General features: G+C 61.0%; 10 protein-coding genes. 5 read left to right on the forward strand and 5 right to left on the reverse strand.

What is annotated here, in order from left to right; all coding sequences use genetic code 11:
• The first annotated feature begins 141 nt into the window (after window positions 1-141).
• Entirely contained in the window at window positions 142-6,249 is a 6,108-nt protein-coding gene (locus tag ACK9YZ_RS19190) for a translocation/assembly module TamB domain-containing protein (protein WP_416064837.1), read from the forward strand.
• Window positions 6,250-6,272: 23 nt separating this feature from the next.
• Here ACK9YZ_RS19190 and ACK9YZ_RS19195 read toward each other — a convergent pair whose 3' ends face one another.
• Window positions 6,273-6,701, reverse strand: a complete 429-nt coding sequence (locus ACK9YZ_RS19195; RefSeq protein ID WP_183734327.1) for an Lrp/AsnC family transcriptional regulator — start codon at window positions 6,699-6,701, stop codon at window positions 6,273-6,275.
• 131 nt (window positions 6,702-6,832) lie between these two features.
• On the opposite strand from ACK9YZ_RS19195, the gene rocF reads away from it, so the two are divergent.
• The 4 genes from rocF to ACK9YZ_RS19215 all read left to right on the forward strand — a co-directional run bounded on the left by rocF (window position 6,833) and on the right by ACK9YZ_RS19215 (window position 9,801).
• Entirely contained in the window at window positions 6,833-7,768 is a 936-nt protein-coding gene (gene rocF, locus ACK9YZ_RS19200) for an arginase (RefSeq protein WP_416064838.1), read from the forward strand.
• Between the two features lie 13 nt (window positions 7,769-7,781).
• Window positions 7,782-8,981, forward strand: coding sequence for an ornithine--oxo-acid transaminase (rocD, locus tag ACK9YZ_RS19205; protein WP_416064839.1), 1,200 nt, complete (start codon window positions 7,782-7,784; stop codon window positions 8,979-8,981).
• A gap of 80 nt (window positions 8,982-9,061) precedes the next feature.
• Window positions 9,062-9,325 carry a hypothetical protein gene (locus ACK9YZ_RS19210; protein ID WP_216756140.1) on the forward strand — a complete coding sequence of 88 codons (264 nt, stop codon included), beginning with the start codon at window positions 9,062-9,064 and terminating at the stop codon, window positions 9,323-9,325.
• Window positions 9,325-9,801 (forward strand): chemotaxis protein CheW, encoded by a 477-nt coding sequence (locus tag ACK9YZ_RS19215; RefSeq protein ID WP_183734330.1) that lies wholly within the window; start codon window positions 9,325-9,327, stop codon window positions 9,799-9,801. The genes ACK9YZ_RS19210 and ACK9YZ_RS19215 overlap by 1 nt, the downstream gene beginning before the upstream one ends.
• A gap of 222 nt (window positions 9,802-10,023) precedes the next feature.
• Here the strand turns inward: ACK9YZ_RS19215 and ACK9YZ_RS19220 are convergent, their stop codons facing one another.
• The 4 genes from ACK9YZ_RS19220 to fdhF form a co-directional block, all read right to left on the reverse strand.
• Window positions 10,024-11,682: an OFA family MFS transporter gene (locus ACK9YZ_RS19220; protein WP_416064840.1), complete on the reverse strand. Its 1,659-nt coding sequence runs from the start codon at window positions 11,680-11,682 to the stop codon at window positions 10,024-10,026.
• 93 nt (window positions 11,683-11,775) lie between these two features.
• Entirely contained in the window at window positions 11,776-12,021 is a 246-nt protein-coding gene (locus ACK9YZ_RS19225; protein ID WP_216756142.1) for a formate dehydrogenase subunit delta, read from the reverse strand.
• Complete coding sequence (gene fdhD / locus ACK9YZ_RS19230; protein WP_216756143.1) at window positions 12,011-12,838, reverse strand: formate dehydrogenase accessory sulfurtransferase FdhD; 828 nt, start codon at window positions 12,836-12,838, stop codon at window positions 12,011-12,013. Before fdhD ends, ACK9YZ_RS19225 begins: the two co-directional genes overlap by 11 nt.
• On the reverse strand, window positions 12,838-15,717 hold the full coding sequence (gene fdhF / locus ACK9YZ_RS19235; RefSeq protein WP_416064841.1) for a formate dehydrogenase subunit alpha: 2,880 nt from the start codon (window positions 15,715-15,717) through the stop codon (window positions 12,838-12,840). The genes fdhD and fdhF overlap by 1 nt, the downstream gene beginning before the upstream one ends.
• Between the last annotated feature and the right edge of the window lies 1 nt (window position 15,718).

Below are 15,718 nucleotides of genomic sequence, written 5' to 3' on the forward strand. Positions count from 1 at the left end.
CATGCGTAAAAATAAAGACCTAAAGCGCGGCAAGCGGATCTAAAAGATCGCGACGCGCTTTAGGCCATTCATCACAGGAAGGCCGATTTCACAGTGTTCCAACCTGTGAGCTGTCATGAAAACGGGATAGTGTCCGCGCTTATGAAAATGTTGGCGAAAATCATGAACTGGATGATACGGCTGCTTGGCTATGGCCTCGGTGCGGCGATCATCCTCGCGGTCATTGCGCTGGCGATCTTCGGCTTCACCTCCTTCGGCGCACGTGTCATCACCGAAAATGTCGCCGCCACGCTTTCCAATCGCGACATGACGATCACAGTGCGCGAACCGGAGGGGCTGCTGACCGGCGGCTTACGCGCAGCCGAGATTACCTTGTCTGACACACGCGGCACCTTCGCGGAAATTCGCGGCATTGCCATCGACTGGAACCCCCTGGCGCTGCTAACCGGCACCTTCCACGCCAAACAGGTCTCGGTCGCCTCCATCGACATGCGCCGCCCGCCGGTGCGAACCCTGCCGTCCAAACCGGTGGCCCCGGGCGAAGAAAGCAGCGGCGGTTTCCGCCTGCCGCTGAGGATCGATATCGAACATATCGCCTTGCCCAATATCTCTCTTGCCGCGCCGCTGACCGGCCGCGCCTTCTCGCTTGCCGCGACGGGCAACCTCCAGGCCGATGGCGATGGCGGCGAAGCGCTTGTTAACGTCAACCGCCATCAGGTTCCCGACGCAAAACTCTCCGCCGCTGTCGCCTTCACCCCGGCAAACGGTCACCTGCGGCTGAACGCCCAGCTTGCCGAACCGCAGGGGGGCCTGCTCGCCGGTTTCCTCGGCCTGCCCGGCAGCCCGGCCGTCAATATCGCGCTGAACGGCGAAGGGCCGATTTCCGATTGGAACGGCAAGCTGCAGGCTGCCCTCGATGGCCAGCAACGAGCTTCGCTGGAGGGCAAGCACGCGATCACCCCCGACGGCTTGCATCATCTCGACCTCAAGGGCGGTGGCGATGTCAGCTCGCTGCTTCCCATGACATTCAGGCCGCTTTTTGCTGGCCAGACGAATATCGATGTCTCCGCTACCTTCGACAATCACGGCAAGATCGATATCCAGACCGGCAATCTCGCGACCGGCAGCGTCGTCATGGCCGCATCCGGCACGCTCGATCCCGCCGGCAACAATAGCCTGAACGCCAATGTCCTCGGCACCTCCGGTCCAGTCGATTTCCGCTGGCCGCTCGCCGATGGCGAAGCACGTTTCATGATTTCAGGTCTCAATCTGGCGATGACCGGACAGGCCCAGGCGGTGCGCATCAACGCCAGCGGATCGCTGGATTCCGCCACGATGCCGCAGGCCGATATCGGCAACGTCAAACTGACGGCCAAGAGCGATGCCTTCAATCTCGCCAATGGCGCCGGCGATATCCAGTTGCGCCTCGTTGCCGGAGACGCGACCTTCACCGAGCCCAATCTCAACCGCGCGGTTCGAGGACCTGTCACGCTCGTCGCTCCGCTTCAGATTTCGCGTAACGGTATCGGTTTCAACGGCACGACCATCGAAAGCGCCAATATCGGCGCCGATCTTAACGGCTCCTATCGCCTGGCTGACAGCATGCTGACCGGCAATGCGAAATTTACCGTGCAGCCCGCCGCCCTGCCGCCGGCTGTAGCTGGAAAGTTCGATGCGCCGATCGATCTCGAAACCCAGATTGCCGGAACGATCCCGTCCAAGGTGACGCTTTCGAACATCGTTTTGAAATCGCCGTCCATCGAGGCGGCCGGCAATGTCGCGCTCGACGACGACATACTGACGGCCGATCTCACCGGCAAACTTCCCGATATCGGCAGGCTGCTGTCAGGCACGAGCGGCGGGGCCGATTACAGCATCAAGGCGAGTGGCACCCTTCCCGCTCTTGCTCTGACCGCAAACGTGAAAGCCGCCAGCCTGCAGATGGCCGATCGTACGCTCGGCGATCTGAATATCGACCTGACCGGCACCGCCGATCCTGCCGCTCCACAGGGGAAGATTGCCGCCACCGGCACGATCGACGGGCAGCCGATCGGCATCAATGGCGATGTCAGGTCCGAAAACGGAACGATCTCCATCCCCGCGCTGACGGCCGATGTCGGCGGCAATCGCCTGTCGGGCAAACTCACGCTTTCGCCAGGCATGACGCCGGCGGGCGCACTGACATTCGACTTTCCGGATATCAGTCTGCTTGCCGCCCTCGGCGGCCAGAAGGCGGAAGGTGACCTCAAGGGGTCCATCGACATTACCGGCGACGATGGCAAGATCGCACTCAAGGTCGCCGCCAATGGCAGCGGCATCCGCCGCAACACGCTGACGATCCTCAAGCCGACAGTGGATGTTACCGTCAGCGACCTCATGGCCTTTGCGGCTAATGGCACTGTGCGTGCAGACGAGTTCGGCTTCGGGACCAACAAACTCACCGGCATCGCCCTCGACTTCGCACAGGAGCAGACCCGCACAGATTTCAATCTGGACGCGGGCTACGACGGCAATCCGCTGCAGGCGGCCGGCAACGTGCAGTCGGCAGGCGGCATGATCGACCTCAGCCTCGATCGCTTCATTGCAAAGCCGCGCAACATCCCGGTCGAACTCGCCTCACCCGCAAAGGTCAACGTCACAAACGGTGTTGCCAGCCTGACCGGCCTGACCGTCAAGACCGGCAATGGCTCGGTCGCGGTCACGGGCTCGGCCGGCGAGACACTGAAGCTCGATGCCGTCATCACCGACTTGCCCGCAAGCCTCGCCAACAGCTTCGTCCCCAATCTTGCCGCCGACGGCACGATTTCCGGAACGGTCAATGTGACCGGGACGCCGGCCGCCCCCACCGTCAATTTCAAGCTTGACTGGAAGAATGCGGCCACCAGCCATACAAAGGGCGCCAGCATCGCGCCTCTCGGCATCACGACGTCAGGCACCTTCGCCGACAAAAAGCTGAATTTCGATGGCGGCATCAGCGGCGCCGACGGCCTTTCCCTGAAGGCGGCGGGCGACGTCGGCCTCGCCGATCCGAACGGCCCGACACTCAATATCGACGCCGATATCGTCAGTCTGCCTGCAAAGATCGCCAATGGCTTCGTCCCCGATCTCGCCGCCGAAGGCACCGTTTCGGGAACGGTCAAGGCAACGGGTACGCCCGCGGCACCGGCTGCCGATTTCAAGCTGAACTGGAAAGGCGCCGCGACAAGCCAGACAAAGAACGCCGGACTTGGCGGCCTTTCGCTCAATGCATCCGGCCGGTTTGCGGATAACAAGCTCGATTTCGATACCGCACTCGCCGGCAAGGGTGGGCTATCACTGAAAGCGCGCGGCAATGTCGCCGTTACCGGAAACACAATCGACAACGTCAAGATTGACGCCGAACTTGCGAATCTTCCCGCCAATATCGCCAATAGTTTCGTGAAAGATCTCGACGCCGGTGGGATCATCTCTGGCACTGCGTCGGCATCCGGGACGCTGGCCGCACCGGCTGCGGATTTCAAACTCACCTGGCAGGACGCCGCGACGCGGCACACCAAAACCACGGGTCTGACCGGTTTGGACCTTGCGGCAACCGGGCATTTCGCCGACCATAAACTCGATTTCGATGCCAGCCTCAGCGGACCGAAAGCCCTGTCGCTAAAGGCGAAAGGCAATGTCGAACTTGCGGGAACGACGGTTCGCAATCTCAAGGTCGATGCCGATCTCGCTAATCTTCCGGCCGGCCTTTCGAACGGTTTCGTTCCCGATCTCGGCGCTGAAGGCACGATTTCCGGCAAGGCATCCGCCTCCGGCTCGCTGCCGGCGCCTGCTGTCACCTTCGATCTTGCCTGGGCGAATGCGGCAACGCGCCAAACAAAAAGCAACGGCCTTAGAGATCTGTCCGCCAGGGCCACCGGCAAATATGAAAACAACAGGGTCGATTTCGATGCCAATCTCGGTAGCGGTAATGGCGCACTTTTGAAGGCGACCGGTGGCGTCACGATCGACGGCACTGCCATTCGCGATCTCGCCGTCAACGCCGATATTGTCGGCCTGCCCGCAAACCTCGCCAACGGCTTTGTGCCCGGCCTCGGGGCCGAAGGCACGATCTCCGGTACCGCTGTCACCTCGGGCACGCCGACAGAACCGGTGGTCGATTTCAAGGTCGACTGGACGAATGCGGCAACGCGCCACACCAAGACCGCTGGTCTTTCCGGGCTGGCGATTGCCGCTTCGGGCAAATATGTCAGCAACCGCCTGGATTTCGACGCCAATCTGAATGGCAAAGGCGGCGTCTCACTGAAGGCCGCCGGCAATCTCGCCCTCGCCGGCACGACGATCCAAGGTATTGATGCGAAGGCCGATATCACCAATCTGCCGGCTGCCGTCGCCAATGGGTTCGTTCCGGATATTGGAGCCGGAGGCATCATTACTGCGACGGCCACGGCTTCCGGTTCGCTCGCCACGCCATCGGCCGAGTTCAACATCGACTGGAAAAACGCCGAAACGAAACAGACTAGGACCGCTGGTCTGTCTGGCCTAACGCTCGCCGCTTCCGGCAAGCTCAGCAAGAACCGGCTGGATTTCGACGCCAATCTCAATGGCAACGGCGGTGTTTCGCTGAAGGCCGTGGGCAATCTCGATATTTCAGGCATGACCATAAAGGGCGTCAACGCTAAGGCCGATGTCACCAATCTGCCGGCTGCCGTCGCCAACGGGTTCGTTCCGAACCTTGGGGCCGAAGGCGCTATCACGGCGACAGCCACGGCCTCGGGATCGCTTCCCCTTCCCTCGGTCGATTTTAAGGTCGACTGGAAGAATGCCGAAACGAGCCAGACGAAGAGCGCAGGCCTTGCCCCGCTCACCCTCGGCGCAAGCGGCAAGCTTGCCGACAACAGGCTGACGGTCGACACCAGTCTTGCCGGCGACGGCGGATTATCGCTGAAAGGCGGCGGTACTCTCGCAATGACGGGCAACCACGCCATGTCGATGCGCTTCAACGGCAGCCTTCCCTTCGCAGTTCTCGGCGCACAACTCGCTCAGCAGGGTCTCGTCGCCGAAGGCGTCGCCAATGTGAATCTCGAGGTCGGCGGCACGACGGCGGCACCCGTCATCACCGGAACGGTCACGACGGATGGCGCAAAGCTGATCGACGTGCGCCGCAACCTCGCCCTCGAGGGCCTTGGCGCGACCATTACCTTCAACGGCCAGCAGGCCGTCATTTCTCGGCTGAACGGTAGGCTTGCAAGCGGCGGTTCGATCTCGGCGAGCGGCTCGGTCGGCATCAGCGGCAGTTTCCCCGCCGATCTTTCCATCCGCCTGGACCGCACGGTCTATGTCGACGGCACGCTGGTTGTCGCAACGGTCGACGGTACGCTTGGCCTGAGGGGACCGCTGCTTTCCAATCCTACGCTTGATGGCAAGCTTCACATCGACAAGGCTTCGATCACCGTGCCGGAGAGGCTGCCGACATCGCTGCGTGAAATCGATATCCGCCATATCCACGCGCCCCCCGCCGTGCTTGCCCAACTCAGAGACAATGCTCAGCAGCAGCCGCGGGAAAAATCTTCGACCATCATGCTCGATATCCAGCTCGATGCGCCCTCGCAGATCTTCGTGCGCGGCCGCGGCATCGATGCAGAGGTCGGCGGCAACATTACGATCCGCGGCTCGGCTGCGGCGCCTGAAGTTGTCGGCGCCTTCACCATGCGCCGCGGCCGTCTGACGATCCTCAACCGCCGCCTCGATTTCTCCGATCGCAGCCGTATCACCTTTGCCGGTGACCTGACACCTGCCCTCGACATGGAGGCCACCTCGACCTCGGGCTCCACGACGCTCACGGTGGATGTCGCGGGGCTTGCGACCGATCCGGCTATTACCTTCTCCTCCTCGCCTGCGCTGCCGCAGGACGAGGTGCTCGCCCAGTTGATCTTCGGGCAGTCCATGTCCCGACTGTCGCCGGTGCAGATCGCCCAGCTAGCCGATGCCGTCAGCCAGCTCGCCGGCAATCGCTCCACTTCACTCTTTGAAGGGCTACGCAACCAGCTTGGTGTCGATGACCTTGACATCAGTACCGACGAGAAGGGCAGGACCAGCGTCAGCGTCGGCCGTTACCTCAACGAACGCACCTATTTCGAGCTGCAGCAGGGCGGAGAGGCCGGCGCCAAGGCAATCATCAATCTTGATGTCGGCCGCGGCGTGAAACTGCGCGGCGCCGCCGGTGGTAATGGCGCGGGTGAAGCCGGCATCGTCTACGAGCGTGAATATTGAGGGCTTGGAAGATTGCGGGCGGCCTAGAAGCTCGCCTTGCTGGTCTTCAATAGAATATTGGTTTCGGTCGTGTTGATGCCGTCGAACAGGCGTATCCTGCGTAGTGTTTCATCGAAGGAGACGAGATCGCGGTCCTCGAGCTCAGCGACGAAATCCCATTTGCCGTTAGTGCTGTGAAGCGCGCGCACTTGCGGCAGACCGCGGAGCTGAGTGGCGACCTTATCGGCAAGCTTGCCATGGACTTCGATCATGACGATCGCCCGAACACCGGCGGACCGCGTCTCGTGACCAGTGCGGATGGTGAAGCCGGCAATGGTACCGTTTTCGACCATCCGGTCGATCCGCGAGGCAACCGTCGCCCGTGATGCGCCTGTCATCGCTGCAAGCGAGGACACGGAGATTCGCGCATTGTGCCGAAGTGCGCTCAAAAGCTCGTTGTCGAGATCGTCCATGGTTTCATTTTGTCAAATTAGCCTTACCAATCTGCGCAATCATAATCCATTTCTGACACTTTTCTATCTATTTGCTGTCGCCGCTTTATCCCACTATCGGTCGAAACAGGCCTCACAACGGAGCCCTAGGAATGGAAGCACAATCACGATCTGTCACCCTCATCGGCGTTCCGCTTGAGGAAGGTTCCGGCCGCAGGGGCGCGGGCATGGGACCGACAGCATTGCGCATTGCGGGCGTCGACAAGGCGCTGATCGATCTTGGACATGACGTCGTTGACGTGGGCGACCTCAATGTCGTACCGGCAAGGGATCTTCCCAATCATGCTAAGGCGCACAATCTTCGCACTGTCGGTGCCTATACCCGCGCGCTTGAGGCGGCGACTTACGATGCCGCCAAGTCCGGCCGCTTCCCGCTGATCCTCGGCGGCGACCACAGCCTGTCCATGGGCAGCGTTTCCGGGATGGCACGATATGCCGCCGAAAAAGGCCGTCCGCTCTTCGTTCTCTGGCTCGATGCCCATTCGGACTTCAATTCACCCGAGACCTCGCCATCGGGCAATATTCACGGCATGCCAGTCGCCTTCTTCTGTGGTCTGGCGGAATTTGCCGAAATCCTGCCCAAGGATCGTCCGTTCGTCGATCCGAAGAAAGTCTTCCAGGTCGGCATTCGCTCAGTCGATGCCTCGGAACGCCAGGAAATTCGCAAGCACGGCGTCAATGTCTTCGACATGCGCTCACTCGATGAACAAGGCGTGGCTGTGATCCTCCGCCAGATCCTGGAAACGATCGAGAAGGCGAACGGCCTGCTGCATGTCAGCTTTGATGTCGATTTCCTCGATCCCGATTTTGCGCCCGGCGTCGGAACCACCGTTCCCGGCGGCGCCACGTTCCGCGAGGCACATCTCATCATGGAGATGCTGTCCGACAGCGGCCTTGTCTCCTCGCTCGATCTCGTCGAGCTCAACCCTTTCCTTGATGACCGCGGCAAGAGCGCCCGCATCATGGTGGAGATGACGGCAAGCCTGTTCGGCCGCCGCATCTTCGATCGTCCCACACGCGCCGCATAAGGGAGCATCGGCCATGAATACCTCGTCGAACCTCATCGCTACGGAACAGCGCCTTGGTGCCCATAACTATAAGCCGCTGGATGTGGTGTTGACGCGGGGGCAAGGTGTTCATGTCTGGGATACGGATGGCAAGCGCTACCTCGATTGCCTCTCGGCCTATTCCGCCGTCAACCAGGGCCATTGCCATCCGAAGATCCTTGCCGCCATGGTCGAGCAGGCAAGCCGCCTGACGCTCACTTCTCGTGCCTTTCGCAACGACCAACTCGCCTATCTCTACGAGGAACTGGCGGCGCTCACCGGCTCCCACAAGATCCTGCCGATGAATTCGGGCGCGGAAGCCGTCGAGACAGCCATCAAGGCGGTTCGCAAGTGGGGTTACGAGGTGAAGGGAGTGCCGGAAGGCAAGGCGGAGATCATCGTCTGCGCCAACAATTTTCACGGTCGCACGCTGAGCATCATCAGCTTCTCGACCGATCCCGACGCTCGCACCGGCTTCGGACCCTACACGCCCGGTTTTCGCATTATTCCCTTTGGCGACGCCGAAGCCTTTGCGGCCGCCATCAATGCCAACACCGTTGCAGCACTGATCGAGCCGATCCAGGGTGAAGCCGGTGTCATCATTCCACCGACCGGTTATTTCACCCGGGTACGCGGACTCTGCACAGCAAACAACGTCACGCTCATCCTCGATGAGATCCAGACCGGCCTCGGCCGCACCGGCAAGCTGCTTGCCGAAGAGCATGAAGGCATCGAAGCCGACGTCACGCTGATCGGCAAGGCGCTTTCCGGCGGCTTCTACCCGGTCTCCGCCGTGCTTTCGAATTCGGAAGTCCTGGGCGTGCTCAAGCCCGGCCAGCACGGCTCGACCTTCGGCGGCAATCCGCTCGCCTGTGCGGTTGCCCGCACGGCCCTAAAAGTGTTGACCGAAGAAGGAATGATTGAGAACGCCGAGATGATGGGCGACTATTTCCTCGAAGGTCTGCGCTCCATCCGCTCCAATATCGTCAAGGACGTGCGCGGCCGCGGCCTTATGCTGGCGGTCGAACTGGAGCCGGAGGCCGGCGGCGCCCGACAATATTGTTACGCCCTGAAGGATCGCGGTCTGCTCGCCAAGGATACGCACGACCACACGATTCGCTTCGCGCCGCCGCTGGTCATCACCAGGGAACAGGTGGATTGGGCGGTAGAGCAGATCGAAAAAACCCTCACCTGAAGTAAAGTAAAACGGCGATCGTCGAATCCCCGCTCGAACAATCGACCGGGCTCGCGGAAATCAACAAGGCCGTCAACATCATGGATCAGGGCACGCAGCAGAATGCCACCATGGTGGAAGAGACGACGGCAGCAAGCGCCCGACTTTCGTCCGAGACTGAAAACCTTCGCAATCTCGTCTCACAGTTTAGATTTGGGCAACACTCTTCCGCTAATGTCGTCGGTAACCCTAACGATGCTTCGCCAAGTGCAAAGTCATCGCGTGGTGTGAAGGCAAAGCTCGTCCGCGCCAATGGTGGCGCATCCGCTTCTGCCCTGGCTTATGACAGTTGGGAAGAATTCTAATGGCCACGATCAACTCTACTAGCTTCAGCGGCGACACGCTCGAAATCATTGCCTTCCGCCTCCACGATCAGGAATTCTGCGTGAAGACCACGACTATCCGCGAAATCCGCGGCTGGGCGCCGTCGACGCCCATCCCGCACTCCCCGGCAGACGTCATCGGTGTCATGAACCTGCGCGGTTCGGTCATCCCGATCATCGACCTCGCCTACAAGCTCGGCATGAAGGGCACTGTTGCCAACGAGCGCAGCGCCATTGTCGTCGCCGAGGTGCACAATATGGTCATCGGCATGCTGGTCGACCGCGTTTCCGACATCCTGACGATTTCTTCCAGCCAGGTGCAGCCTGTTCCGGAAGTGACGGCGTCCTTCGACCGAGCCTTCTGTGAAGGGATCATCGCTTCCGAAAACGGCATGATCTGTTTCCTGAACCTCGCAAAGATGTTCAAGGAAAACGAGACGGACGAGCTGGCGGCCTGATCGCCTCACGACACGACACGAACGAGGAACCGCCTCCACAAGGGCGGTTTTTTGTTGTTCAAGCTCAGGCGGCCCCTGAGCCGGCGTGAACCCAGCTTCGTCGAGCTTTGTAGGATGGTTCCTGCAGTGAATTTACCCTCCAAAAACCGGGCGGCAAGCACGCTTCCGCCCGGTCTCCGATCACTCCAGTCTCTCCACAACTCCCGCGAGGGAGCTTCTTTTTTAGCCGAACAATGCCAAGGTCGCCCTCAGCGTCACCCAGACGCCCCAGAGCAGCGGAATGCCAACCACCGCCCAGGCAAGCGCCGCCTTAACATCGAGACCGCCTGTACCGATGCCAAACGAACCGGTCGGCCCGGCATTGGCAGCGGCAGTCTTTGCTTGAAGGGCGGCGACCTCATTGTCTGACATGAACCATTTGTCGGCGAGCGGCCGCACAAACGCATTGGCGATCAGGCCGAGCGCCAGCATGCAGGCGAGGATATACATCGTGCCCGTATAGAGCGCCGGTCCAGGCGCCACGCCGGCAGCGATCTGCGCTTCACGGATATAGTTGACGACCACGGGACCGACGATGCCGGCAGTCGCCCATGCCGTCAGCAGACGGCCGTGAATAGCGCCGACGAACTGCGTGCCGAAGATGTCAGCTAGATAAGCGGGGATGGTCGCAAAGCCACCGCCATACATCGACAGGATGATGCCGAAGGCAAGCACGAAGAGTGCCTTGTTGCCCATATCCGCCAGTGTCGGAGCCGCGGCGTAGAGCACGATTCCCAGGATGAAGAAAGTATAGTAGGTGTTCTTACGGCCGATCTTGTCTGACAGAGAGGCCCAGAAGAACCGTCCGCCAATGTTGAAGAGCGACAGCAGACCGGCAAAGCCGGCAGCAATCGTCGCGATCGACGCCTTCTGACCGGCATCAAGCTGCGCGAAACCGACATCCGGCAGGCCGATCAGCGAACCGGCGAAGATTTCCTGGAGCATCGGCGAAGCCATGCCGAGAACGCCGATACCCGCCGAGACGTTGAGGCAGAGCACCGCCCAGATCAGCCAGAACTGCTTTGTCTTATGCGCGTCGCGCAAGTGAACATGTCTGGTGGTGATCATCGTGCTTTTGGCGGCAGGCGGCGTCCAGCCTTCCGGACGCCAGCCGGCCGGCGGAATACGGTAGCCGAATGCGCCGCCGATCATGAAAACGAAATAGATGGCCGCCATGACGATGAAGGTCTGCCAGACGCCGACGGACGTATCCGTCTTGAAGGTGTTCATCAGGAGGTTGGCCAGCGGAGCACCGATCATCGCGCCACCGCCGAAACCCATGATCGCCATGCCGGTCGCCATGCCGCGCCGGTCAGGGAACCATTTGATCAGCGTCGAAACCGGCGAGATATAACCGAGACCGAGGCCGATGCCGCCGATCACGCCCGCACCAACCCACATCATCCAGAGCTGATGCGTGATGACGCCGAAAGCGGCGATGATAATGCCGCCGCACCAGCAGCAGGCCGAGACGACACCCGCCTTGCGCGGGCCGACACGCTCCAGCCAGCCGCCCCAGATGGCGGCGGACGAACCGAGCAGCACGAAGAACAGCGTATAGATCCAGCCAAGGTCGGCAACGCGCCAATCGCAGCTGGTGGTAAAGAGTGCCGACGCCAGCGTCAGCTCCGGGCAGACGGTCGATGCCGTAACGCCGAGAGATTTCGACAGTGGCAGCCAGAAGACGCTGAAACCATAGGCCATGCCGATGCAAAGATGGATGGCGAGCGCCGCCGGCGGCACGAGCCACCGATTGAAGCCTGGCCTTGCGATGATCCTTTCGCGATCCAGCAGGCCCACACCTGCCAGAACATCGCCTGCACTTGTATCCGCTGCAGTCATGAACGACTCCTCCTTAATTCAGACCTTGCTGTCACAGGTGCATGTGCAGGCGGGTTGATCCCCGTCTCCCCTCTTTCACGCACCGATGTTCGTTTAACGAAGCGACTGTTCTGCCGGCTCCGGTTTGTGGATCAAGGGAACGGCCTGCAGCACGAGCGCATCTAGGCCGTTGTCCTCCTTCTCCAGAATTTCGAAGAGTTGCCGCCGCATGCGCGGTTCCCAGAATTTGTTGATATGGGTCGCGACCCCCTGCGCAGCCTCACTCTCGGGCTGGGTCTTGAAGAAGGTTGCGATCTGGTTTGCCATGTAGACAAGTTTGGTCTTGGTATCATGCGACATCGGCAATGCTTCCGGGCGACAGGCGGTGCGGGTGGGTGAAAATCTCGAAATCCTCGCCGCGCACGAGGGCGACAAGCGTCATGCCGGCTTCCTCGGCAGTGCGGATGGCAAGTGCCGTCGGCGCGGAAATGGCGATCAGTACGGGCGCACCAAGGATCGCCGTCTTCTGGACCATTTCGACGGAGAGGCGGCTGGTAACGGCGACGGCGCCTGACGCGCCCATAGTGCCGGCTCTGATGACGGCTCCGCAGAGCTTGTCGAGTGCATTGTGCCGGCCGACATCCTCACGCACGGCGATCAACCCCTTGCCGGGAACATAGAAGCCAGCCCCATGAACTGCCCGCGTCTCGCGATGCAGTGGCTGGGAATCGTTGAGCAGTGCGATCGCCTGCACGATATCGGCATGCGACAGCGACAGCCCCGCCTTGGAAACGTCGGGCACCTTGCGAACTGCCTGCTCGATCGATTCGATACCGCAGAGGCCGCAGCCGACAGGTCCCGCCATGCTGCGTCGACGCCTCCTCAGCGTATCCTCGACATCATCGAGAAGCGTCACCTGGACATCGATGCCCTTCTCATCCTCGATGAGCTCGATCCCGGCGACCTGGCTGCGGTCGGTGATGATGCCTTCCGTCAGGCTGAAACCGACAGCAAAATCCTCGAGATCGGCAGGCGTGCCCATCATGACCGCATGCGAACTGCCGCCATAGGAAAAGGCGATCGGTACCTCCTCGGGCACGATACGCTCGCCCCGCGTCATGATGCCGCCCTTCCGGGCGACCTCCGTCACGGCCGTGCGGGTCGACCTTTCCGTCATTATTCGGCGGCCTCCATCTTGCCGACGACACGGCGAGACTGGCGAGCCTGTTCATCATACTCGATCTGCCAGTCGGACGGCCCGTTGGATGGCGAGACCTGCACCGCCGTCACCTTGTATTCCGGGCAGTTCGTCGCCCAGTCGGAGAAGTCGGTTGTGATGACGTTTGCCTGCGTATCCGGATGATGGAAGGTTGTATAGACGACGCCGGGCGCCACGCGATCGGTGATCAACGCGCGAAGCGTCGTATCGCCCGAGCGGCTGCCGAGCTTTACCCAGTCGCCATCGCGGATGCCGCGCTGCTCGGCATCATGCGGGTGGATCTCCAGCCTGTCTTCGGAATGCCAGACGACATTGTCGGTGCGGCGCGTCTGCGCCCCGACATTGTACTGGCTGAGAATACGCCCGGTCGTGAGAAGCAGCGGGAAGCGCGGACCGGTGCGCTCGTCGGTCGCCACATATTCCGTACGGATGAACTTGCCCTTGCCGCGTACGAACCCGTCCACATGCATGATCGGCGAGCCGAGCGGATGCGCCTCGTTGCAGGGCCACTGAACCGAGCCCATCTTTTCGAGATAGTCGTAAGAAACCGAAGCAAAGCTCGGCGTCGTCGCGGCAATCTCGTCCATGATTTCGGACGGATGCGTATAATGCCAGTCTAGGCCCATGGCCCGGGCGAGCGTCTGCGTCACTTCCCAATCCGCATAGCCATTGCGCGGCGTCATGACCTTGCGCACACGGTTAATGCGGCGCTCGGCATTGGTGAACGTACCGTCCTTTTCCAGGAAGGTGGAACCCGGCAGGAAGACATGGGCATAATTCGCCGTTTCGTTCAGGAAGAGATCCTGCACGACGACGCATTCCATAGCGGCAAGGCCGGCGGCCACATGCTTGGTATCCGGATCGGACTGCAGAATGTCTTCACCCTGAATGTAGATCCCCTTGAAGGAACCATCGACGGCGGCATCCAGCATGTTCGGGATGCGCAAACCCGGCTCGTTGTTGATCGTCACGCCCCAGAGCTTTTCGAAGATATCGCGCGTTGCATCGTCGGAGATATGACGATAGCCCGGAAGTTCGTGTGGGAAGGAACCCATGTCGCACGAACCCTGCACATTGTTCTGGCCGCGCAGCGGGTTCACGCCGACACCCGGACGACCGATGTTGCCGGTCGCCATGGCGAGGTTGGCGATCGCCATGACGGTCGTCGAACCCTGACTGTGTTCGGTCACGCCGAGGCCGTAATAGATGGCGCCGTTCCCGCCGGTCGCATAAAGCCGCGCAGCACCACGCACGTCTTCCGGCTTGACACCGGTGAATTTCTCGACGGCTTCAGGGCTATGCTGCGGCTCGGCCACGAAAGCTGCCCAGTCTTCGAATTCCGACCAGTCGCAACGCTCGCGGATGAATTTCTCGTCGTACAGGCCTTCGGTCACGATCACATGCGCCAGCGCCGTCATAACAGCGACATTGGTGCCGGGTTTCAGCGGCAGGTGGAAGGATGCTTCGACATGCGGCGAGCGGACGATATCGATGCGGCGCGGATCGATGACAACAAGTTTGGCGCCCTGTCGCAGGCGCTTCTTCAGGCGCGAAGCGAAGACGGGGTGCCCATCGGTCGGATTGGCGCCGATTATGACGACCACATCGGACTGCTCGACGCTGTCAAAATTCTGCGTGCCGGCAGAGGTCCCGAAAGCCTGGCCGAGACCATAACCTGTCGGCGAATGGCAGACGCGGGCGCAGGTATCGACATTATTGTTGCCGAAGCCGGCGCGAACCAGCTTCTGGACAAGATAAGTTTCTTCATTGGTGCAGCGGGACGATGTGATACCGCCGATCGCTTCGCGGCCATATTGATACTGGATGCGGCGGAACTCGGAAGCGACATGTGCATAGGCCTCGTCCCACGTGACCTCACGCCAGGGATCCGTCACTTTTTCACGGATCATCGGATTGAGGATACGGTCCTTGTGCGTCGAGTAGCCGTAGGCGAAGCGCCCTTTGACGCAGGAGTGACCGCGATTGGCCTGCCCGTCCTTCCACGGCACCATGCGCACCAACTCCTCGCCGCGCATTTCCGCCTTGAAGGAACAGCCGACGCCGCAATAGGCGCAGGTGGTAACAACAGAATGTTCCGGCTGGCCGATGCGGATGACCGATTTTTCCGTCAGCGTCGCGGTCGGACAGGCCTGTACGCAGGCGCCGCAGGATACGCATTCGGAATCAACGAAATGCTCATGCATGCCTGGTGAAACGCTCGAACTGAAACCGCGCCCTTCGATCGTCAGCGCAAAGGTGCCCTGCACCTCCTCGCAGGCGCGCACACAGCGGGAGCAGACGATGCACTTCGACGGATCAAAGGTGAAGTACGGATTGGACTCGTCCTTCGGCATCCATTTCAGATTGATCTCATCATTGTTGCGAGCCTTGACGTGGTTGTCGCCCTCATAGCCGTAACGCACGTCGCGAAGACCAACGGCGCCCGCCATATCCTGTAGTTCGCAGTCACCGTTGGCAGCGCAGGTCAGACAGTCGAGCGGATGGTCGGAGATATAGAGCTCCATGACGCCGCGGCGGATATTCTTCAGGCGCTCGGTCTGCGTATGGACGACGATGCCGGAGGCCACCGGCGTGGTGCAGGAGGCAGGCGTTCCGTTGCGTCCGTCGATCTCGATGAGACAGAGGCGGCAGGAACCGAAGGCATCGATCATATCGGTTGCGCAGAGTTTCGGCACCTCGATGCCGGCCTCCATGGAGGCGCGCATGATCGACGTTCCCTCGGGGACAGTCACCTGCCGGCCGTCGATGGTCAGCGTCACCATCGTTTCGGATTTCGAGGCCGGCGTTCCGTAATCGATTTCGTGAACAAGAGACATG

It is taken from the genome of Rhizobium sp. ZK1, from assembly GCF_047782645.1.
GTDB lineage: Bacteria > Pseudomonadota > Alphaproteobacteria > Rhizobiales > Rhizobiaceae > Rhizobium.

Coding starts and splice junctions, on each gene's coding strand:
- rocD (WP_416064839.1), top strand. CDS start 7,782: ATGAATACCTCGTCGAACCTCATCGCTACGGAACAGCGCCTTGGTGCC.
- ACK9YZ_RS19220 (WP_416064840.1), bottom strand. CDS start 11,682: ATGACTGCAGCGGATACAAGTGCAGGCGATGTTCTGGCAGGTGTGGGC.
- ACK9YZ_RS19225 (WP_216756142.1), bottom strand. CDS start 12,021: ATGTCGCATGATACCAAGACCAAACTTGTCTACATGGCAAACCAGATC.
- fdhD (WP_216756143.1), bottom strand. CDS start 12,838: ATGACGGAAAGGTCGACCCGCACGGCCGTGACGGAGGTCGCCCGGAAG.
- rocF (WP_416064838.1), top strand. CDS start 6,833: ATGGAAGCACAATCACGATCTGTCACCCTCATCGGCGTTCCGCTTGAG.
- ACK9YZ_RS19190 (WP_416064837.1), top strand. CDS start 142: ATGAAAATGTTGGCGAAAATCATGAACTGGATGATACGGCTGCTTGGC.
- ACK9YZ_RS19215 (WP_183734330.1), top strand. CDS start 9,325: ATGGCCACGATCAACTCTACTAGCTTCAGCGGCGACACGCTCGAAATC.
- ACK9YZ_RS19210 (WP_216756140.1), top strand. CDS start 9,062: ATGGATCAGGGCACGCAGCAGAATGCCACCATGGTGGAAGAGACGACG.
- fdhF (WP_416064841.1), bottom strand. CDS start 15,717: ATGTCTCTTGTTCACGAAATCGATTACGGAACGCCGGCCTCGAAATCC.
- ACK9YZ_RS19195 (WP_183734327.1), bottom strand. CDS start 6,701: ATGGACGATCTCGACAACGAGCTTTTGAGCGCACTTCGGCACAATGCG.